Genomic DNA, 19,281 nt, shown 5'->3' on the forward strand with positions numbered 1-19,281 from the left:
CTTTTATGTCTCATGTCAAGGTGAAAATCTTCTCTAGTTGCCGGAACATACTACGTGCGAGATATCGTTTCAGAACACGTTTGATCTCCCGATAGCTCAACCCTTCAGCTGTACGCCTGTCAACGTACTCCTTGGTCGTTTGATCGTGGATCATTCGGTTCTTGACCACTATGTCTAAAGCCATGTTGAGTTGACGGTCACCGTGACGATTTAACCGATGTCTGGTGACGTTACCCGACGAGGCCTGCAGAGGCGCCGCACCCGACATGGACGCGAACGCCGCACCCGACATGGACGCGAACGCGGCTTCTGAACGGAACCGGCCATGGTGCGAATAGGACACAAGAATGATTCCCGAGGTTACGGGCCCTAGACCGGGTTGCTCCTGGAATCCAGGAGCAAGCTCCTCGCTGAGCTCAGCCAACTGTGATTTATTGTCTTTCAAGCGTGCGGACGCTCTGAGGATATCGATAGCTAATTCTGTGGCTTCTTGCCGGGCGATGCATTGATTAATTCTGTCGCTGCGACGGCCTCGCCAAGCACTGATTTCTGTGATTTGCTGGTCTGTCAAGGCTCGATGTGTATCCAAACCAAGATCGGCCTGACGAACCAAAGCGCTCAGTGCGTTGCGGTTGGCTGTGCACTGCTGTTCCATTCGCCGACGGCGGGTCAGCAAAAGGTTCATTGCTGACCGAATTCCGTCGGCACGGGGCCGTAATAACAATTCAATTTCAGTGCCGAGGATACTCATCGCTGCGGCAGTTGCATCGATTTCGTCAGTCTTTCCCACCCCGGCACGGGCTTGTTTGCGTGGCGGCTTGACCTCAGTGACGGTGATGCCAGCGCTAGTGAGCTCACGGCAGATCGACGCTCCATAAGACCTGCTGCCTCCACCGCAACAATGATTTCGTTGCTCGTGTTGCGTCGAATCCAGGCGATGGCTCTGCCCATGCCAGGCCCCGATACTGGGAAAGCTTCGCAGCCTATACGAGCGCCAGTTCCGGTGTTGATGATCGCATAAGTGTGGGTACGGGCGTGGGTGTCGATTCCGATGACGTAGTCGTATTTCTCTGCCATGATGGTCATGATGGTGGACCTCTGTTCCAATTGGCGGCCGTAGTTGAGGCACCTGTCTGGAAAGGAGTCTTGTCAGGCAGTTCTTTAATGAGGCACGCCTCTTGGAAGAAGTGGCCAGCCTTTTACTAAGCCATGGCAAGGGGCCAGACTGATGCCAGCCCGTCACAGCGGACAAATCAGTGACAAGGCACAGGAGCATACCCCTGGCCAGAAAGGGTGTGAATCACGCTGTGTCAGGTTGGCATCGATCTTGCCAGCGGGTAACCAGACCTGCCAAGACCATTAAAGAAAAGGTGATCCTTGATTTCGGTGGAATAGAAGCTTGACACTCCTATTACCCCAAGTCCGGATCACTTTTTCGTTTTAATGACTGTTAATGACGTGCCTGCCATGAAACCACTGGGCTAGAACTTCAATATATTCAGCCCAAAGGAGCAATCCGTGAAGTTCGATAAGACTACAGCGCAAGCTATCGATCACCATTTCATTGTTTCGTTTAAACGGAAAGAGCATTCTGTTTATATGAAACAGCCTAGTCCAGCACTCGCTCCCCTGCTCCGATCCGACGCTCAAGGGGACCTACTAGCCTACTTGTTGCTGCAACCTGAACGTGAAAGTACCCTCAGCGAAATCGCGAGACAAATTGACGCGCAGCTCACCACCGTTCATCGTGAGGTAGACCGCCTCGTCACCTCTGGCCTATTGACCGAACGCCGTATTGGTACGGCCCGCCTCATTCGTGCAAATGTCGAGGACCGTCTGTACCTTCCAATGCGGTCTTTGCTTGAAGCAACCTACGGGCCGAAAGTTGTATTGGAAAGTGTTCTAGCAGGGCATCCAGACGTAGAATCAGCCTTCACATTTGGTTCTTGGGGTGCCCGATATTCCGGCAAACAAGGAGCCTCGCCGAATGACTTGGATGTCCTCATCGTCGGCACGCTAAGTCGTCGTGATACCTACCCCTTGGCCCAGCAGGTAGAAGATCTCTTACAGATGGAAGTGAACGCCGAGAAGGTCGATGCAACTCAGTGGATCGACGGAACCGATGCGTTCGTCGCTGGCCTCAAGAGCCGCCCGTTAGTGCAACTCAAACTTGAAATGGATCTGAAGTGACTAGGTGGCAAAAGGGTAGCGCGGAAATCGGAAAGTTGCTCTCTAACGGTCAATTGCAACGAGTCCCGACTAACAAGTTCGTGGGACCAGAAATTATTAGGTATCGCAGCCGAACATCTGTCGGCTGCAGAGGCAATAGTCGAGCTATCCGCCATCAGCGCTTTTAGCCTGTCATACGATGCAGTTCATAACGACAGTTGAGGTGACTGCATTGATCGCACTATTACCCACCATATTTCGCGCCCGGCGTTGATGTCGCTCATGCCGTTCTAAGGCGAGCACAGTAGCCTTGAGCTATGCCCGAACTCCCGAGCTGGAAGGAACTATAACGATGAGCACCCAGAATAAATTCACCCACTGGCAGCGCACCGAAACGCAGTTCCTAGCCGCCGATCCCAAAGCCGTCTATTCCATCGTCGGCAACCTGTCACAGACCGGCGAATGGATGAAGAGCTTCGACGGATTTGTGGTCCACGATGACCAACGCGGAGTAGGTACCAGAGTTGATCTGCTCGCTCCGGGTAAGCTCTTCGGACCCCTGCACCGCAGTACCGCACCGTCGGGTTCTATCACCCGGCGCAACCATCAAACACGCATGGTGGAGTTCACCCAGCCCCAGCCCGGTGGCTCAATGATTCTGCGCTGGCAGGTTGATGAGCACGAGGGCGGAGCACTGCTCCACTTCACCGTTGAACTCTCGGGTCCGGGCACCACCGCCTTCAAATTCACCGTGGCCAATACCCTGTGCCAAGACTTCGCTGTTGCTGCAGCGCGACTGTATAAGATCATCGCGCCAACTGCTCACCGTAAGCGTGATGCGCGGGTCGTGATTTCTGGAGGACGAGGTTTCTTGGGGAGGAACCTCGCTGCCGATCTGACCTGCCGCGGCATCACCGTAGCGGTGCTGACGCGCAACGCCGAGGAAGACTTCCCTGCCGAGCAGTTCATCTGGGACGGTGTGCACCAAGGTCCCTGGACCAGCGTTCTACGCAGCGATTATCCGGTACACCTGATCAACTTGGCCGGCGAACGAGTCGACAAGCGCAACACCCCGTCCAATATTGCCGCCCTCACCGACTCGCGGGTGACTTCCACCCAAACGTTGGCCCACGCCGCGGCAGCAGCGCCACAGTTGGCCACGTGGATCCAAGCCAGCACCACCGCCATTTTCGGTGACGGAGGGGAAGCTGACTTTACCGAGTCCAGCCCACTACCCACCGATCGTCGTGCCCTGCCAGAAATGACTGGCGTCGCCTCCGCGTGGGAACAAGCCTTTGACGAAGCAAAGGTGAACGCGGAACAGCGTTACGTGCTACGTACCTCCTTGGTGATGCACCCCGATGCCCCACTACTTGGCCCACTGAACATGCTGGTTAATACCGGTCTGGGCGGTCCGATGGGTGATGGACAACAATGGTTCAGCTGGATTGGCTTACAAGATTGGCTACACGTCATTCGTTGCATGCTCGGATTCGAAACCCCACACATCCCTGCCGGCCTAGTTCACGCCACCTGCCCCACTCCCCTGCGCAACAAAGAAGTCATGGCTGCTCTGCGTTCGGTGACCGGTTTGCCAGGGATCCCCACCGGCTCAGTACTACCAAAAATTGGTGCCGCAGTGATGGGCTCGAACGCCCGAGTTGCCCTGACCGGCCGCAAAGTCACCAGTGAAGTGCTCTCAAAGGCAGGATTCGAATTCCACGACACTGATTTCGCTACAACGATATCGGGCTAACTTGCTGAAATAATCAGTCATTTTCTGCATTCTACCTACCCGTCCTTTCAGCTTCCGCCTAGTCGCAGGCGGATGCTGAAAGAACGATGAGAATGTTCACCACGCGTTCATTCCAATAGTCTCTACTGCTCACGAACAGAACCGAGCATGAAACTGTCACCCAGTGTGCCTTGCACACGATCCTTCCTCAGACAGTTTCAAAGGACAGCAACGCATCATGGCAGATCTTCTTGAAGCCCACTCACTGGCTTCACGTCCCCGAATGCCCAAGCCCAGCGATTTGGACAAGCTTCGGCACAAGGCGCGTACCGCGACTGACCAGCTCAGCGCCAATGTCGCCGTCGACGCCGCCTACAACGAAGAACTGCGCGAAGATCAAATCTCAAAAGTTCTTCCCTTTGAACGCAAGCTGAAGAACATGAGCGAGGTGCGCCATTTCTTCCGAACCAATAGGACCCCTATCTTCTTTATCGGGGCCACCCCGGTCAACCTTCTAGGCTTAGATCGCTGGGTGCGCAAGTTCAGCTACATCACCTACTACGACGGTTGGGATGGAAACCACCCCCATGTCTTCACTCCTGATGAAAAACCGTACATAGAATTCCAAAGCGCTGAAGAGATCAACAATTGGTTACTGGAAAATCCTGAAGTTCGCGAATACATCGACTCGCAGTGCACCCCTGGGGCAGAACGTCCAAAGATCGCCATGGTCTTCTTTGACGAAGAAACCGAAGCGATCTGCGAAGAGCTAGGCTACGACCTGATCCTGCCACCCTCTTCTTTACGTGAAGAACTCGATTCAAAAATTGTCACCACCAAGCTCGGTAATGCAGCTGGAGCCCCATCGGTTCCAAATATTCTGGGCAAGGCTTCAAGCTATGAGGAGCTAATTCAGCTGGCCGAAGAAGCCGAACTAGGTGATGACCTGGTGGTGCAAACTCCGTACGGCGATTCGGGGAAAACTACCTTCTTCATTGATTCCAAGGCACAGTGGAAGCAATACTCCAAGAACATCATCGGCGAAGAGCTGAAGATCATGAAGCGGATCAACAACCAGCCGGTAGCCGTCGAAGCAGTGCTCACCGCATGCGGCACCGTGGTTGGCCCGATCCTGACCGAGTTGGCCGGCTACAAGGAGCTCACTCCTTACAAGGGTGGCTGGTGTGGCAACGAAATGCACCCCGACGTTCTCACCGATTCTCAACGTTCACGCACCATCGACCTAGTACGGAAGGTTGGCAATGGCCTGCAGCAGGCCGGCTACCGCGGGTTCTTCGAAGTTGATGTTCTGGTCGATACCGACACGGATGACGTATACCTCGGTGAGCTGAACCCGCGCATTTCCGGGGCCAGTGCCATTACTAACGTCACCGCCGGAGCCTACGCTGATGTTCCTTTGTTCCTCTTCCACCTCTTGGAGTTCCTCGACGTAGAGTTTGACCTCGATGTTGATGAGATCAACGAACGCTGGGAACAGATGAGTGGGGCTGATGTTTGGAGCCACATGATCATCAAGGAAACCGATGACATTCTTCAGTACATTACCCACGCGCCGCGCACGGGTAACTACTTCCTCGATTCGCGTGGCAAGCTGCAGTTCTCCCGTTCGGCGCTGGACTGGCACCAGTTGCAATCTCATAAAGAAGCATTCTTCCTGCGTATCTACGGGGTAGAAGATTACCGTTGGAAAGGGGCCGACCTTGGGGTCCTGGTCACCAAGGCCAAACTGCAGTACGAAGGCAAGAAGAAGACCAAGCTCAGCATCGACGCCAAGCACTTCATCGCTTCCATCCGTTCCCAGTACAAGGGCATTGATGTTCCCACCGCCGAACATGGCGACTGAGGCTACCGACGCCGCGCATCAGCCGGCTGAAACCTCGCCGGGCAGCGGCAACGAACTGAATATCGCTAACTGGCAGTACCCACAGAACGTCAAGCGTTCTTTCCAGAACATTGCTCGCATTCACCCGACGGTGAAGGTCTCACGTGGGGACGGTCCCATCGTGAAGCTGCACCTCGCCGAAGAAAAGTTGGGCAAACTAGAGGTCGCCAAGGCGAATTTTACCGACCCTGCCCTCACCGTCCGCGGCGTCATGCATGCGACTAATACTGACGCGGTGCTCATCATGCACAATGGGCGTATTCTCTGGGAGAAGTACTACAACACCATGACCTCGCTGACCGACCATCTGCTGATGTCGGTGAGCAAAACCTTGGTGGGAACCCTCGCCGGAGTGCTCATTGACGCAGGAGTCATCGATCCAGAGCAAGAAGTCACCGCCTATGTTCCTGCCCTTGCCACCAGCGGTTACGCCGGGGCACGGGTACGCGACATCCTGGATATGCGCTCAGGGATCAAGTTCTCCGAGGAGTACCTTGATCCGGACGCTGAAGTCCGCCTGCTTGAAGAGGCCATCGGTTGGGCTCCGCCCCACGGCCGGGTTGGCCCAATTGGCATGTATGAGTTCCTCAGGACGTTGCAAGCCAAGTCAGCACACGGTGGAGCATTCGAGTATCGGTCCTGCGAAACCGACGTCTTGGGTTGGGTGATTGAATCTGCTGGCGGAGCACCATTGCAAGAGTTGCTCTCGGATCATGTGTGGTCAAAGATTGGCGCCCAACAGGATCTGGTAATGGGCGTAGATCAATTCGGTACCGGCATGTTTGATGGTGGATTGAACGCCACTTTGCGAGACCTAGCGCGCTTTGGACATATTTACGTCAACGGCGGTCGAGCCTTAACTGGAAAACAGGTGGTCTCCGAAAACTGGCTAGCTGATACCTTTACCGTTGATCCGCTACAGCAACAAGCTTTTGCGCAATCGCCGAGCGACAACCTGATGCCTGGCGGCAGGTACCGCAACCAGATCTGGTTCCCGAATCCTGCCACCAACGCCGCCGTCGCTCTGGGCATTCACGGGCAAATGATCTATATGGATCCTGCCACGAAACTGGTTGCGGTTAAGCTCTCCAGCTGGCCGTTGCCGCAGGATGCTTCGAAACTCTTCCCGACGATTAGGGCCTTTGAAGCGGTTTCCGGTTATTTGGCATCTAAACAATAACGGTCAGCATAGGCCAGCAAGTTCGACACGCATTGCTAGATATGGTGAACAACCACCGTACTACAGGTGTACGAGTGTTTAGGGTCTGGGTAGCTGGCTATAGGTTTCAAACGTTTTGACCCATGCTGCTACTTCCGTGGAGCGCAATGAAATTAGTTCATGATGTGCGATTCGATTTCTCGGTAACCGGATTTCTTTCAAATCGTTTCGAACTCGATTCCGAGCCTCGTTCACGGACGTACCCGCAGTGTTGGGCAGAACTCGCGAGATCTGTTGACTCCACAAACGGACGTCGTGTCGCGCCGTGCGACGGCAGAATTGCTCGGTCACGCAACCAGAATAAAGTATTACCAACGAGCTGTGTTGGATTCGTGGGCTTCGGCCTCCCCACCAGACGAATGATTTATGGAAGGACCCGAGAGGGGTCCTTCTTTTCTATCTGCTCCTCATCTCCCGCATTCGGGCATAACCTCGGTCCTACGCACCTGCCAATGTCTCGCCGGTGAACACCTGATATCCCAGAGCCTGGTGATACCCGTGAATCTCACGAGTATCTAGCCGGTCCATGTAATCCAAGATGTTCAAGGTAACCACCTGTCCGGGGACCAATACCGGGAAACCTGGCGGGTAAGGAGTGACAAAGAGCGCCGAGACAATCTGTTCGCCTGCTGCAATTCGTTCGCGAATCTGGGCCGAGGACAAGAAGTGCGTTGCCGGGTCTTGGTAGGTCAGGTAGTAGGCCTTGCGTACGTCCCCGCTGCCCCCGCCGGTATCAAATTCCGGGGCGAAAGAACTGAAGTCAGGCAGACAGACCGAGTTCTCATCGTCACTAGTGTTCAGTGCTGGGAGCTGGCCTTCCAGTCGTATCTTACGTTCCAACTCTTCGGCGATTTTCACCAGCACTTCAATCAGGTGCGCCACGGCAGAACGCGTAGTTCCGATATTGGTCATGAGCAGCACTGACGTACGGCTGGTCTTATTAACCTGAATTGAGTGCCCGTCCATCAGGTACTGGTGTTTGAAGGTATCCCCATCCACGCCGGTCCGGCTAATATCCAAGGTCAACCGTGACGGATCCACCACAAACTCGTCGTTGCCCCAGGCTTCATCCCAGGCGGCCAATCCGTCGCGTACCGGTGTCGCGCTGGTGGAGCACCGGTATTCGTCTGGGATCAGATCTTTGGAATCTAGAATCCGGAAGTATTTGCCCAATAACGCGTTACGAGTCATGGCCCGGCAAATAGACTGCGCCAAATCCACCTGACGTTGGACCAGCGCATAGCCTTCCAATTCCGCTTGACGACGCCCAATATCAAGAGAAGCCAGGATCTGATAATTAGGCGAGGTCGAGGTGTGGGTCATGTACGCTTCACGGAAGGCATTGCGGTTACGCATCGCAAAGTCCTGATCAAAGACGTGAATCATGGAGCCTTGGCGCAAGGACGTCAGCGTCTTGTGCGTGGACTGCGTCGAGTAAACGCGCAGTCTAACCAGCCCAGGATCTGGGATCAGTCGCGTATTCAGCCACAGTTCATCATTCTGCGGCGCATCGATAGTCCCCGGCTCTGGTAGTTGCTGAACCTGCTGAGCGAAGCGCTGTTGATACTCCTGCGTTTCCATCTGTGCTTCCAACCGGGAGGCCACGCTCATAGCGGTGCGTTGCCGGTAGACCGGATGGAACCCCGCAAAAGCGAACCATGCTTCATCCCACAAGAAAACCAGATCTGGTTTGATCGCGAGGCATTCTTCCATGACCCTGCGGGGGTCATAGATGATCCCGTCAAAAGTACAGTTGGTCAGCGTGATCATCTTGACCTTGTGCAGCAGACCTTCACGGCGTAGTTGCAGCAGTCGCGCTTTGATCTCGCGCAGCGGCACCGCACCATACATCGAATGTTCGTTCAGCGGATAGGCTTCAAGGTAGCTGACATGGGCGCCGGCCAGCACCAATGAATAGTGATGAGACTTGTGGCAGTTGCGGTCCACCAACACGATATCTCCAGGGGCCAGGATCGACTGGTGCACGATTTTATTGGCCGTCGAAGTTCCGTTGGTGACGAAGTAGGTTCGGTGACTGCCAAAGGCACGGGCCGCAAGCTCGTGGGCTTTTTTGATGGAGCTTTGTGGATCGAGTAGGGAATCTAGACCGCCGGAGGTGGCTGAGGTTTCTGCCAACAATAGGTTCTTGCCGTAGAAGTCCACCAGGTCTCGGGCCCACGGTGAATTTTGCACCGATCCGGCGCGGGAAATCGGCATCGCGTGGAAGACACCGCCAGGACGCTTGGCATACTTCTGCAGGGCGGCAAAGAACGGGGTGTGGTACCGCTCGATGACCTCGGCAATGATGGACAGGTGCAGGTCCATGCCGTCGTTGCGCGAAAAGATACGCCGGAAGCGTCCGGTGATCTCGTGGGCAATGGATTCTAGAGCCACGCCGGCCATCAGATAAACCGGCAACTGCGGATGTAAGGTATCGAGGATCTCTTCAAGATCCAACAGTCGCTGAATCTGTCGAGTGGATTCGAAGTAGCCGGCCGTGCGGTTCGTGATGAACTTGTGAAGCGTGGAAGACAGTCGGCGCCGGGTCGCCAGTTCAAAGCGGGCAGTGAGCACCACGCCCTGAATGCTGGGATTGATTACGACAGCTGCCAAGGCATCTTCGACGCTGGGCACCACAATAAAGTTGTAGTGGAACGGATCAGTGCGCCCCCGTTGGGCGGCTAGTTCCTCGGTAAATTTAGCTATCTCATCGGCGGGGCCATTATCCAGCAGTAAGATCTCGACCATCGGCACATAGGGCTTGATGCCACCAGCTGGATCTTCACCCTCACTCTGAGGTTGATCGTGACCATCCATGTCGACGTATTGAGTAATGGTCCTGAACGACTGATTGGCTTGATAAACCAATTGCATCGCATCGGCATAATGGCCGTTGGACATCAGCTCCACTACGTCGTTCAAGTAGTCAACACCGGGGTTGGCCCAATACGGCTCGATGGAAGCTAGTAGCCCCAGCAAGCGGCCGGCTTCAAGTTCATGTTCCTTACGGCCCGGTTCATCGTGATGTTCCGAGGCGATTTCGCTCAGTACATATCCGAGGTGCTCCCACGCGTCTTTGCGTTTACGCCATGCACTTTCTGGTGTTGCAACGGCCTGATTCTTCCCTGAGGTCAACCTCTTGCTCACGGTTGCCGGTATTCCTTTCACCCTGCACGGTTAACTGGTTGTTAACCCGCCGAGTGATCTTTTCGCACCCAGCAGGGCGAGAGTATGTCACTACCGGTAAGTAGAGATTCGAATTATTGGCTTGTTACGCAGAAAAATCGCTACTCACCCAAAGATTCATCTGGCATTTACTTCACCGGTGCCCGCAGGCAAAATCTTCTCCACGCTTCGGTGAACTGACCATGACCAACTAAAGCACTATTGTTGTGGGCCACCTTCAGCTAACTGCATCGTACCGGGGTGGTGTTCATAGGGGTACCAGCAGAACCTCCCCAAAACAATGTGGCAATGCCTAGAGTAAAAAGATGAACAAGAACTCTGATCAGCCCTTTGCACTGGGTAAACCAAACGATGCCTACACGCAATATTTCACTGGGCAAAGCTACCTGGCTCCACTTGCCGATGGCAGTGTGCCATTGAACAACGTCAGCTTTGAGCCCGGTTGCCGGAACAACTAGCATATCCACCACGGTGCCAACGGAAGTGGCGACCAGATCTTGATCTGCACCGCCGGATCCGGCTGGTACCAAGCCGAAGGCCAAGAGCCAATCAGCATGGAACCTGGGAGAGTAATTCGGGTTCCCGCCGGAACCAAGCATTGGCATGGTGCCAAAGCCGATGCGTGGTTCAGCCACCTCGCCTACATCACCCCAGGAGATAGCGTTCGCAATGAGTGGCTGGAGCCGGTCACCGACGAGGCTTACCGTGCACTACACAACGAGGGAGAACAAGCTTGAGCGCACTGACCGACACCTATTCACTGTTAAACGAAGTTCAGATCCCCAAGCTTGGTCTTGGCACCTGGTTCATTGACGACGCCGCAGCCCCGGCAGCGGTGAGTGCCGCCATAGGACTCGGCTACCGCAACATCGATACCGCACAGGCCTACGGCAATGAGCGAGGAGTCGGAGAAGGTCTGCGACGCAGCGGTGTAGCCCGCGAGGAGCTCTTCGTTTCGACCAAGCTCGCCGCAGAAATCAAAGACTACGACCAAGCGGTAGCCGCCATCGATGAGTCGCTGGAAAAGCTCGGATTGGACTACGTTGACCTGTTCCTGATTCATGCGCCGCAGCCCTGGGATCAGTTCCGTGACGGCGATAATGCCGAAGGGAATCTCGCCGCGTGGAACGCGCTAGAAGTGGCCTATCGTTCAGGGAAGATCCGTTCTATTGGGGTCTCGAACTTCCTTGAAAAGGACATAGAAAACTTGATCGGCAAGGCTGAGATAGCGCCCCAGGTTAATCAGATCCTGTTGCACGCCGGAAACACTCCCACTGAATTGCTTGACTACTGCAAACAGCAGGACATCCTGATTCAGGCTTACTCCCCCATGGGCCACGGTGAAATTCTCGGCAACGCGGAGATCACTGAAATGGCCCACAAGTATGGCGTCAGCGTCCCCCAGCTGTGCATCAAATACACCCTTCAGCTCGGTACGGTGTCCTTACCCAAGACAGCGAACCCGGAGCATATGAAGGCGAACTCCGAACTGGACTTTGAAATTTCCGACCACGATATGCAATCGCTGCAGAACCTCAATGTGCGTGACTACGGAAAATCCATCGCGTTCCCGGTTTACAGCGGTAAGTAAGGATTAGACATGACAGAAAAAGTCACTGCAGGACGCGATGCTATGGGTGAATTTGCACCAAAATTTGCCGCGCTGAATGATGATGTTCTCTTTGGCGAGGTTTGGAGCCGCGCCGCGCAGCTCTCCGCGCGCGATCGAAGCATCGTTACCGTCACCGCTTTGTTGTCCACCGGTAGTCTGGACAGCTCGTTGGAACACCACATTCGTCGGGCCAAGGCTAATTCGGTCACCGCGGAAGTGATTACCCACGCGGCATTCTATTCCGGTTGGCCTAAAGCTTGGGGCGCCTTGCGCATCGCCAAAGACGTTTACGCTGAATAGAATTTGCCCTCCATGCTTGGCTTTGGCCGAACATGGAGGGCAATTACTTAGAGCTGGCTGCGACCCTCGAGGTAAGCGCGTAGCACCTGCAGCACACCGTGTTCGGTATTGGCGGGCGCGGTGAAGTTTGCTGCTGCAGCTACTTCAGGGTGGGCATTGGCCATGGCGAAAGAGTAGGTGGCAGCCTTGATCATTTCCAGATCGTTCGGGTAATCACCGAAGACCACGGTTTGATCATCGGTGATGCCCAGTTCCTTCTGCAGGGCACCTAAGGCCAGGCCCTTATGAACTCCGTGGTTCATGGCATCCACCCAATGAGTGCCCGAGACGACCACCTGCAGTGGAACCTCCAGCGCATCGGCCATGTCTTGGACCTGGCCGGTGCCCACGTTGACTGCCATCTTGATGATGTCGCCTTGGACCTCGGACAGGTCCTCAACAAACTTCACTGCACGGTAGTACGGGGCGACGGCCTGCATGAACTTTTCGTCGTTGCGTTCCACATAGGCGGTGCGTCGCCCGCAGATCACCAGCCCGGCGTCCAGGTCTTGGTGCTCGCGTACCGCTTCAATGACCGTTTTCACCGCGGCGGGGTCGATGACGTTGGAGTAGATTTCTTCTTCTCCGTCCATCACGACGGTGCCGTTTTCGGCGATGATCGCGATTTCTCCCAGCGCGGCGAACTGTTCGCGCAGGGTGACGAACTGTCGTCCCGAGGCAGGAACAAATTTGATGCCTCGGGCCTGCAGTTGGTCAATCACACCCCAGGCTTCGTCCGGGATTTGACCGTTACCGTCCAAAAAGGTGCCGTCCATGTCAACGGCAACGAGCTTGATCTGGGCGTTCGGGTCAATGGTGTGCATATATTCCTTAGGTCTATGGATGCATGGCGCGTTGCGCGGCGCCCAACACCCCGGCGGCGTTGTTGAATGCTGCGGGTACGAGTTTTGCTCGCAAGTCCAGCTTAGGCAAGAAATGCTCGTGGTCCTCGGAGATTGCGCCACCAATCACAATCAAGTCTGGGCTGCACAGGAATTCCACGTGGGAAAGGTAGCGCTGCAAGCGGGCGATGTACTCATCCCAGCTCAGGTTCTCTTCGCGCATGACGCGGGCAGCGGCCTTGCTTTCGGCATCAAAGCCGTCGATTTCCAGGTGGCCAAATTCCAGGTTCGGGAACAGCACACCATCGCGGAAGAAGGCAGAGCCAATGCCGGTGCCCAGGGTCAGCAGTAGGGTGCTGCCCTTGATCGGAGCACCGTCTTTAGAGCCAGCGCCGGCATACACTTCGGCCACACCGGCGGCGTCGGCGTCGTTGAGCAGGTGAACTTCGCGGTCCAGCACCTTGCTGAGCATGGCGGTGGCATCCAGGCCGATCCAGGCCTTGTCGATATTTGCTGCCGAGTGCACCACGCCGTCAATGACGATGCCCGGAACGGCAACGCCGACTGGCAGGCCCGCGAGGTCTTCGCCGGTGACTTCTTGAAGGTCACGAATAATTTGTGCCATGACCTCGGCGACGGCGTCGGGATGTGCGCCTTCTGGGGTGATCGCCTTGTTCAGGGTACTTTCGACAAGTTCCCCGTCGGTGGTGACTAGAGCGTACTTGATCGATGATCCGCCCATGTCAAGGCCGATGGCAGCGAACTGCGGTGTGGATGCTGGTGCGGCAGATGTTGCCATCAGGATTCTCCCCAACGTTGCAAAGAAATTTTAAGGACTCTTTACGATATAAAGCTTCCGCCGTTTGGTCAACGTTCGCGGTAGTTTTCCCAAAGATTACCCAAAGCGATTTCCCGGGCCCCAGCAATGGCTCCATGCGCCGCCGCGTGAGCACCAAATACCGAAGCGTGCACCTGCACCGGAACCACTAGACGATTATTAACCTCGTCAGCCAAGGCTTGGCACAATTCTTCACTCACTGCCGGGCCAGCAACCACCAGTTGTTGCGGGTCCACAAAGCCCACCACATTGGCCATCACCTGGCTAAGCGGTCCAAAAAATTTAGGCCAGTTGCTACGCTGCTCCAATTTCTCCCACAGCACCCGAGTCTGGAACATGCCGGCCTCACCGAGGACCTCGCGCAGGTTCTTCTCCCCCAGCAACTGGTTCTCCAACTCGCCGGCCATGCCGTGGCGACCACGATGCAGTTTTCCATCGATCACCAATCCGGCACCCAAACCAGAACCGATGTAGAGCATCATCAGTGAGCCGTCATGGTTTTCGGCCTCAGCCACCGCCATCCAGTTCACGTCATTATCCAGAACCACCGGCACATCCTCGGCAAAGAGACCGGCCAGATTGGCACCCGAGGCCGGGAAGATCACCGTGGGAACAACATGCTCGGCCTCATCACGCAACACTGGCGCCGCCTGTGAGACCGCGGCGGCCAACAGAGGCGAACCAAGTTCGGCACCCACCCGGGTGATCTCGGCGGCCGCCATGACTTCCACCTCGGCCGCAGTGCTGTGCTCGGTCAAATCGTGGAACTGGTCAATAAGGATATTGCCTGCCAGATCGGAGACTCGAACCTGAAGGGACTCGGCCTGCAGACACAGTGCCATAAGGTGACCAAATTCGGCACGCAGCGCATAACGTTCCGGGGTGCGACCGCGCTTGGTTTCCGACGGTCTCTCCACTGCCACTGCAAGCCCGTTTTCTTCCAAGCGTGAGATCGCCTGCGAGGCGGTGGGTTTGGAGATGCCAAGGTCCGCAGAAATCTGAGTGCGTGTGGCCGGGGCGGCGCACAGGTAGTCGAACACCCTAATGTCGGTCAAAGTTGCCAGAGCCCTTGGGCCAGCGGTCGAATCAGTCACCTCTCAAGTTTACTGGTCATGGGAGTAAGACTTGGCGAACCGAACGTCCCTGCGCCAGTTCATCGAGGGCCTGGTTGATCTCTTCCAATTTTCTGGTGCGCACCAATTTTTCCACCGGCAGCTTGCCGGCCCGCCACAATTCCTCGTAGTAAGGGATATCCGTGGCCGGCAGCGCCGAGCCCATGTAGCTTCCAATGATGGTGCGTGCCCCAGCGGTCAGTGCCAGAGGTTCAATGCTGCTCATCGCTCCGGGGGCCGGAAGTCCCACCGTCACCAAGGTTCCACCCACGCCGGTGACTTTTAGGGCGGTCTCAAAGGCCCGCGGGTGCCCGGCTGCTTCGATCACGATCTGCACCTCAACCCCATCCACGTCATCGGGGGTAGCCACCTGATCGACACCCAGTTCCAACGCGGTGTCAAGCTTTTCAGGGTTGGCGTCAATGGCCAGAATTTTCCCCGTGGTGCGTTGCCCGACGGCCACCAGGAGCGCAGCCATGCCCACACCGCCCAGGCCCACGATCGCCACATCTTCGGCACCGGTAGCCTTAGCCGCATTGCGAAGCGCACCGCCACCGGTGAGCACCGCACAACCCAGTACCGCTGCCACTTCAGGTGGCACATCCTGACCCACGGGTACCAGCGAACGAGCATCCATCACCGCATAGTCGGCGAAGGCCGAAACTCCCAGATGGTGATGGACCGGCTGCCCGTCCATCACCAGTCGGCGAGCGCCGGTGAGCAGGGTGCCGGCAGTATTGGATTTGGTCCCGGCAGTGCATGGCAGTTTGCCGCCGGTGGCGCAGGCGCCGCACTGCTCACAGCGTGGAAGGAACACCGAAATCACCTGTTGCCCCACGCTGAGCTCAACCCCAACTCCTACCTGTTCGATGATGCCGGCCGATTCGTGCCCCAGGACCATCGGCACCGGCCGCGGCCGGTTACCGTCAATCACCGACAGGTCAGAGTGGCACAGCCCGGCGGCGGTAATCCTTACCAGCACTTCTCCGGCGCCGGGCTCTTCGAGCTGCAGTGTGCGCAGAGCAAGCGGCTGGTGCTCGGCGTAAGGCGGTTGGTTCTCGCGCTGTTCAAGTACGGCGGCTCTAATCTGACGCATGCTCAGTTTCCCTGCTCGGGGTTCCAACCCCGCACGGTTCCGTCGGGTGTAATGTTCTTGACGATCAATGAGCAGTCCTTGTCCCCCAGACCTTGGGAAATCAGCTCATCAAAGTGTTCGGCCGCTAGGGTTGCCGCCGGAAGGCGCACCCCGGTGCTCTGCCCGGCATCCAAGGCGAGCCCAACATCCTTGCGGGCCAGATCGGTGCGGAAGGTCGCAGCAAAGTTGTTGTTGGCGGCGGCCGTATCAATAATGTCTGGGACCGGGTACCAGGTCTGCTGTGCCCAGGACCGTCCCGAGGAGACCGAGGCAATCTCCCAGAAGACCTCGGGATCTAGTCCAAGTTGATGAGCCAACTGTGATCCTTCGGCGCTGGCCATCAGGTCGATAAAGAGCATCATGTTATTGCAGATCTTCGCCGCAATGCCCATGCTTGCCGCTCCGGCAACAATGGTGCGACCACTCATTGGCGCGATGTAGTTGGTGGCCCGCTCCATCAACTCTTCTGCGCCGCCGAGCATGAAGGCCAGGGTGCCGGACGCCGCGCCGGAGATCCCGCCGGAGACCGGGGCATCAACAAAGCTCAGCCCACGCTGGGCTGAACCCTCATGGATGTATCGGGAGGTTTCAATGTCCACCGTGGAGGAATCGATGAGTAGCATCTGGTTGGTGGCGTGAGCCCAAATGCCTTGCTCACCTTCGTAGACCGAGCGCACATGCGCCCCCTTAGGCAGCATCGTGAAAACCACGTCAGCACCCTCGATGGCTTCAATTACCGAGGAGACAATCTGCACGCCGCCCTTGGCCGCTTCGGCGCAGGCCTGCTCACTGAGGTCAAAACCGCGGACCTCATGCCCTGCAGCGACGATGTTGGCGGTCATCGGACCACCCATATTGCCCAAGCCAATCCATGCGTACGTGCTCATCATCCCGTTCCTCGCCATTGAGTATTAGTTACCTTCAGGCCAGCGTAGGGTGCGGCGCATGACCCGCTCAATGCTTCACGGCAGGACAATTGCGCAGGGGTAGTGTGCGCTGGCGCACACCGAACATGGCAGACTGGTGCCATGGAACGTCAGATCGATTACCGCCATCTCGAATCCCTCATCGCCCTACTGACCGTCGCTCGACTAGGGCGTTACACCGCAGCAGCCTCCGTACTTGGGGTAAACCACTCGACGATTTCCCGGCGCATCGATGCACTGCAAAAGGCCATGGGCGGCCACCTACTGACCCAAACCCCTAGCGGGTGGGAACTGACAGACCTCGGCCGACGAGCCATGACCAGCGCCGAAGCCATCGAACAGGCGGTGGCGGCGATCAGCACCGAAGATGACTCCCCTGCGCTCGCCGGTCACGTCCGGTTGGCGGCCCCGGATGCCTTTAGCGCCCACCTAGCGGCCCCGACCTTGGCGAAGTTGCAGGCCAAGCACCCACAACTGGTTTTTGAGATTGTCTCGGAAACTACCCGCGCCAGGCAGACCCGCACCGGTATGGATTTGGAAATTGTTATCGGGCGCCCCAATGTACGTAAGGCGTCCACCACTAAGCTCATGGACTATGAATTGCGACTGTATGCCACCGCTGAATATCTTCAGACTCATGGCACCCCTGGCCAGCTCTCGGATCTTGAGGGTCACAGCCTGAACTACTACATCGATACTGCGCTGACCGTGGACAAACTTGATGAAGCGACCAGTCACCTACCACCCATGCACCGAGCCATCTCCTCCACCAGCATTGCCGTGCAGTACGCTGCCACGATGAATCATGCAGGCTTTGGGCTACTACCAGTCTTCCTCTCCAAGCATTACCCAAATCTGGTTCCGGTGTTGCACGATCAGTTCAGCTACGTCTCTGAATACTGGTTGGTGGGCCGCGAGGAAGCGTTGCGCAACAAGGCCGTTCAGGCGACCGTTCGGGCCTTGAACGATGCGGCGGCCAATGGGGATTGGTTTATTTTCCCTACTGGCTCTCAGGCTCCCAGCTAAGTACGGCATCACGCAAGTGCTGCACACTCTGCGTGCTGTCTAACCTCAAAATTGGACAGTCTAAAGTTGCCAACCACGCCTCATGCTTCGCCCTGCTACGACCATGGAATTGTGGATCATCGTAGCTTTGGGACCATTGCATGAACTCTTCAAATGCTTCACTATCAATAGCTTCACCGTTGCGGCGAATAGACTCACGCTGTTCGGCTCTTTGACGTCGCTGCCCAACCTCTAAGCTCATGAACACCACTGCGTCGCACAGTTGCAAGATCTTTTCACCCCACCCGTTGACCGAGCCCGATAGGACCCATGCCGGGCGGGGAGCAAAAACGCTCTCCATCAGGTCCACACGTTCTGCAGCTGGCCGAACTAGGGTGTAGGGAGGATTGGTCGGGATCCAAAAGTAGTCGTCTGAATCGGCATGTGGCACGGACCAGGCATCTGCCACTGCACTCCCTAGGGTGGTCGTCCCTGAACCACTGGCGCCGACGATATACAGTCGACACGATTGCATCTAATTCTCCTTGGACGAGTTTTTCCCAGACCAAGAGTCTACGCCCGCACCCCCGGAAGGCTCCGCTGGATTCGCCCTCAGATGCAACCCATGGATGACAAGTGGCGACGATTTGATCCGATTTGTGATGCCGGCAAGTGAACCTCATGGGCAATCGACTAGTCTTCGCTCTCTGCTCCTGTCTTACCCGTCGAGAGGCTCAAGCCGAAGCCCTCGAATTCGAGGTAAGTACACACAGCGTAAATTATCTACGTCGAAATGCGTGTGAAAAGGATCTCTACCCTCCAACAGCGTCACAATTAGGACAACGAATTGATATTGATTACCGTTGATTTCGGTATTACATGCCATCCATCATCATTCGTACCTTTGAAAAGGAAATATTATGCGTAAAACCCGAAGTAAATATGTTTCAGGTCTAGCTTCAACCATCATCGCCATGGCAATGCTTGTGCCGGCTGTCGGCGCGGCTCAGGCGGCGCCGATTTGGAACTACGGCACTGTCGACGCGCCTGGCTGGAATACTCGATACGTCTGGTCCAGCTTTGACGACACTGAGAGAAAACATGGGTCCACCGCAGTTGGCGACATTGGCGGAACTAACAAGTCCCCCTGCCTTCTGCCAAACAAAAGAGCGTATTCAGAATCCATATACTCGCCGTCCGGTGGCTTTCATCACGCCTATTACCGTTACTGCTAATTAATCAAATGCCAGCTGGGAGTTG

Annotated in this window: 16 protein-coding genes and 1 pseudogene; 8 read left to right on the forward strand and 9 right to left on the reverse strand. The window is 56.2% G+C overall.

What is annotated here, in order from left to right; all coding sequences use genetic code 11:
* Positions 1-10: 10 nt before the first annotated feature.
* Positions 11-1,086 (reverse strand): annotated as a pseudogene (locus FJV47_RS09530) (transposase).
* 513 nt (positions 1,087-1,599) lie between these two features.
* On the opposite strand from FJV47_RS09530, the gene FJV47_RS09535 reads away from it, so the two are divergent.
* The 4 genes from FJV47_RS09535 (at position 1,600) to FJV47_RS09550 (ending at position 6,987) form a co-directional block, all read left to right on the forward strand.
* Complete coding sequence (locus FJV47_RS09535) at positions 1,600-2,190, forward strand: winged helix-turn-helix domain-containing protein (RefSeq protein ID WP_159612343.1); 591 nt, start codon at positions 1,600-1,602, stop codon at positions 2,188-2,190.
* Positions 2,191-2,521: 331 nt separating this feature from the next.
* Entirely contained in the window at positions 2,522-3,925 is a 1,404-nt protein-coding gene (locus FJV47_RS09540) for an NAD-dependent epimerase/dehydratase family protein (protein WP_159613120.1), read from the forward strand.
* 217 nt (positions 3,926-4,142) lie between these two features.
* Entirely contained in the window at positions 4,143-5,768 is a 1,626-nt protein-coding gene (locus FJV47_RS09545) for a biotin carboxylase (protein ID WP_159612345.1), read from the forward strand.
* Positions 5,758-6,987 (forward strand): serine hydrolase, encoded by a 1,230-nt coding sequence (locus FJV47_RS09550; protein WP_159612347.1) that lies wholly within the window; start codon positions 5,758-5,760, stop codon positions 6,985-6,987. The genes FJV47_RS09545 and FJV47_RS09550 overlap by 11 nt, the downstream gene beginning before the upstream one ends.
* Before the next feature lie 477 nt (positions 6,988-7,464).
* Here the strand turns inward: FJV47_RS09550 and FJV47_RS09555 are convergent, their stop codons facing one another.
* Both FJV47_RS09555 and FJV47_RS16470 read right to left on the reverse strand, forming a co-directional pair.
* Positions 7,465-10,173: an aminotransferase class I/II-fold pyridoxal phosphate-dependent enzyme gene (locus FJV47_RS09555; protein WP_159612349.1), complete on the reverse strand. Its 2,709-nt coding sequence runs from the start codon at positions 10,171-10,173 to the stop codon at positions 7,465-7,467.
* Positions 10,174-10,433: 260 nt separating this feature from the next.
* The gene (locus FJV47_RS16470; RefSeq protein WP_200831984.1) at positions 10,434-10,847 is read right to left on the reverse strand and encodes a hypothetical protein; all 414 of its coding nucleotides are present in this window, start codon (positions 10,845-10,847) and stop codon (positions 10,434-10,436) included.
* A gap of 98 nt (positions 10,848-10,945) precedes the next feature.
* On the opposite strand from FJV47_RS16470, the gene FJV47_RS09565 reads away from it, so the two are divergent.
* Both FJV47_RS09565 and FJV47_RS09570 read left to right on the forward strand, forming a co-directional pair.
* Positions 10,946-11,803, forward strand: coding sequence for an aldo/keto reductase (locus tag FJV47_RS09565; RefSeq protein WP_159612351.1), 858 nt, complete (start codon positions 10,946-10,948; stop codon positions 11,801-11,803).
* 9 nt (positions 11,804-11,812) lie between these two features.
* Positions 11,813-12,124, forward strand: coding sequence for a carboxymuconolactone decarboxylase family protein (locus FJV47_RS09570; protein ID WP_159612353.1), 312 nt, complete (start codon positions 11,813-11,815; stop codon positions 12,122-12,124).
* 47 nt (positions 12,125-12,171) lie between these two features.
* Here the strand turns inward: FJV47_RS09570 and FJV47_RS09575 are convergent, their stop codons facing one another.
* The 5 genes from FJV47_RS09575 to mmsB all read right to left on the reverse strand — a co-directional run bounded on the left by FJV47_RS09575 (position 12,172) and on the right by mmsB (position 16,977).
* Positions 12,172-12,987, reverse strand: coding sequence for an HAD family hydrolase (locus FJV47_RS09575; RefSeq protein WP_159612355.1), 816 nt, complete (start codon positions 12,985-12,987; stop codon positions 12,172-12,174).
* A gap of 13 nt (positions 12,988-13,000) precedes the next feature.
* Positions 13,001-13,804, reverse strand: a complete 804-nt coding sequence (gene ppgK, locus FJV47_RS09580; protein ID WP_159612357.1) for a polyphosphate--glucose phosphotransferase — start codon at positions 13,802-13,804, stop codon at positions 13,001-13,003.
* A 68-nt stretch (positions 13,805-13,872) separates the two neighbouring features.
* Positions 13,873-14,937, reverse strand: coding sequence for an ROK family transcriptional regulator (locus FJV47_RS09585; protein WP_159612359.1), 1,065 nt, complete (start codon positions 14,935-14,937; stop codon positions 13,873-13,875).
* A 16-nt stretch (positions 14,938-14,953) separates the two neighbouring features.
* On the reverse strand, positions 14,954-16,051 hold the full coding sequence (locus FJV47_RS09590) for an alcohol dehydrogenase catalytic domain-containing protein (RefSeq protein ID WP_159612361.1): 1,098 nt from the start codon (positions 16,049-16,051) through the stop codon (positions 14,954-14,956).
* A gap of 2 nt (positions 16,052-16,053) precedes the next feature.
* Positions 16,054-16,977: a 3-hydroxyisobutyrate dehydrogenase gene (gene mmsB / locus FJV47_RS09595; protein WP_159613122.1), complete on the reverse strand. Its 924-nt coding sequence runs from the start codon at positions 16,975-16,977 to the stop codon at positions 16,054-16,056.
* Positions 16,978-17,118: 141 nt separating this feature from the next.
* Between mmsB and FJV47_RS09600 the strand changes: the two genes are divergently transcribed.
* Positions 17,119-18,042 carry a LysR family transcriptional regulator gene (locus FJV47_RS09600; protein ID WP_159612363.1) on the forward strand — a complete coding sequence of 308 codons (924 nt, stop codon included), beginning with the start codon at positions 17,119-17,121 and terminating at the stop codon, positions 18,040-18,042.
* Here FJV47_RS09600 and FJV47_RS09605 read toward each other — a convergent pair.
* The gene (locus tag FJV47_RS09605) at positions 18,017-18,556 is read right to left on the reverse strand and encodes a hypothetical protein (protein WP_159612365.1); all 540 of its coding nucleotides are present in this window, start codon (positions 18,554-18,556) and stop codon (positions 18,017-18,019) included. The two genes, FJV47_RS09600 and FJV47_RS09605, sit on opposite strands and share 26 nt — an antisense overlap.
* 385 nt (positions 18,557-18,941) lie before the next feature.
* Here FJV47_RS09605 and FJV47_RS09610 point away from each other — a divergent pair, with 385 nt between their 5' ends.
* On the forward strand, positions 18,942-19,256 hold the full coding sequence (locus FJV47_RS09610; protein ID WP_159612367.1) for a hypothetical protein: 315 nt from the start codon (positions 18,942-18,944) through the stop codon (positions 19,254-19,256).
* The last annotated feature ends 25 nt before the right edge of the window (positions 19,257-19,281 follow it).

The sequence above is a fragment of the Glutamicibacter sp. JC586 genome (genome assembly GCF_009805585.1).
Classification (GTDB): Bacteria; Actinomycetota; Actinomycetes; order Actinomycetales; family Micrococcaceae; genus Glutamicibacter.

Coding starts and splice junctions, on each gene's coding strand:
- FJV47_RS09535 (WP_159612343.1), top strand. CDS start 1,600: ATGAAACAGCCTAGTCCAGCACTCGCTCCCCTGCTCCGATCCGACGCT.
- FJV47_RS09540 (WP_159613120.1), top strand. CDS start 2,522: ATGAGCACCCAGAATAAATTCACCCACTGGCAGCGCACCGAAACGCAG.
- FJV47_RS09545 (WP_159612345.1), top strand. CDS start 4,143: ATGGCAGATCTTCTTGAAGCCCACTCACTGGCTTCACGTCCCCGAATG.
- FJV47_RS09550 (WP_159612347.1), top strand. CDS start 5,758: ATGGCGACTGAGGCTACCGACGCCGCGCATCAGCCGGCTGAAACCTCG.
- FJV47_RS09570 (WP_159612353.1), top strand. CDS start 11,813: ATGACAGAAAAAGTCACTGCAGGACGCGATGCTATGGGTGAATTTGCA.
- FJV47_RS09575 (WP_159612355.1), bottom strand. CDS start 12,987: ATGCACACCATTGACCCGAACGCCCAGATCAAGCTCGTTGCCGTTGAC.
- ppgK (WP_159612357.1), bottom strand. CDS start 13,804: ATGGCAACATCTGCCGCACCAGCATCCACACCGCAGTTCGCTGCCATC.
- FJV47_RS09590 (WP_159612361.1), bottom strand. CDS start 16,051: ATGCGTCAGATTAGAGCCGCCGTACTTGAACAGCGCGAGAACCAACCG.
- mmsB (WP_159613122.1), bottom strand. CDS start 16,977: ATGAGCACGTACGCATGGATTGGCTTGGGCAATATGGGTGGTCCGATG.
- FJV47_RS09600 (WP_159612363.1), top strand. CDS start 17,119: ATGGAACGTCAGATCGATTACCGCCATCTCGAATCCCTCATCGCCCTA.
- FJV47_RS09605 (WP_159612365.1), bottom strand. CDS start 18,556: ATGCAATCGTGTCGACTGTATATCGTCGGCGCCAGTGGTTCAGGGACG.
- FJV47_RS09610 (WP_159612367.1), top strand. CDS start 18,942: ATGCGTAAAACCCGAAGTAAATATGTTTCAGGTCTAGCTTCAACCATC.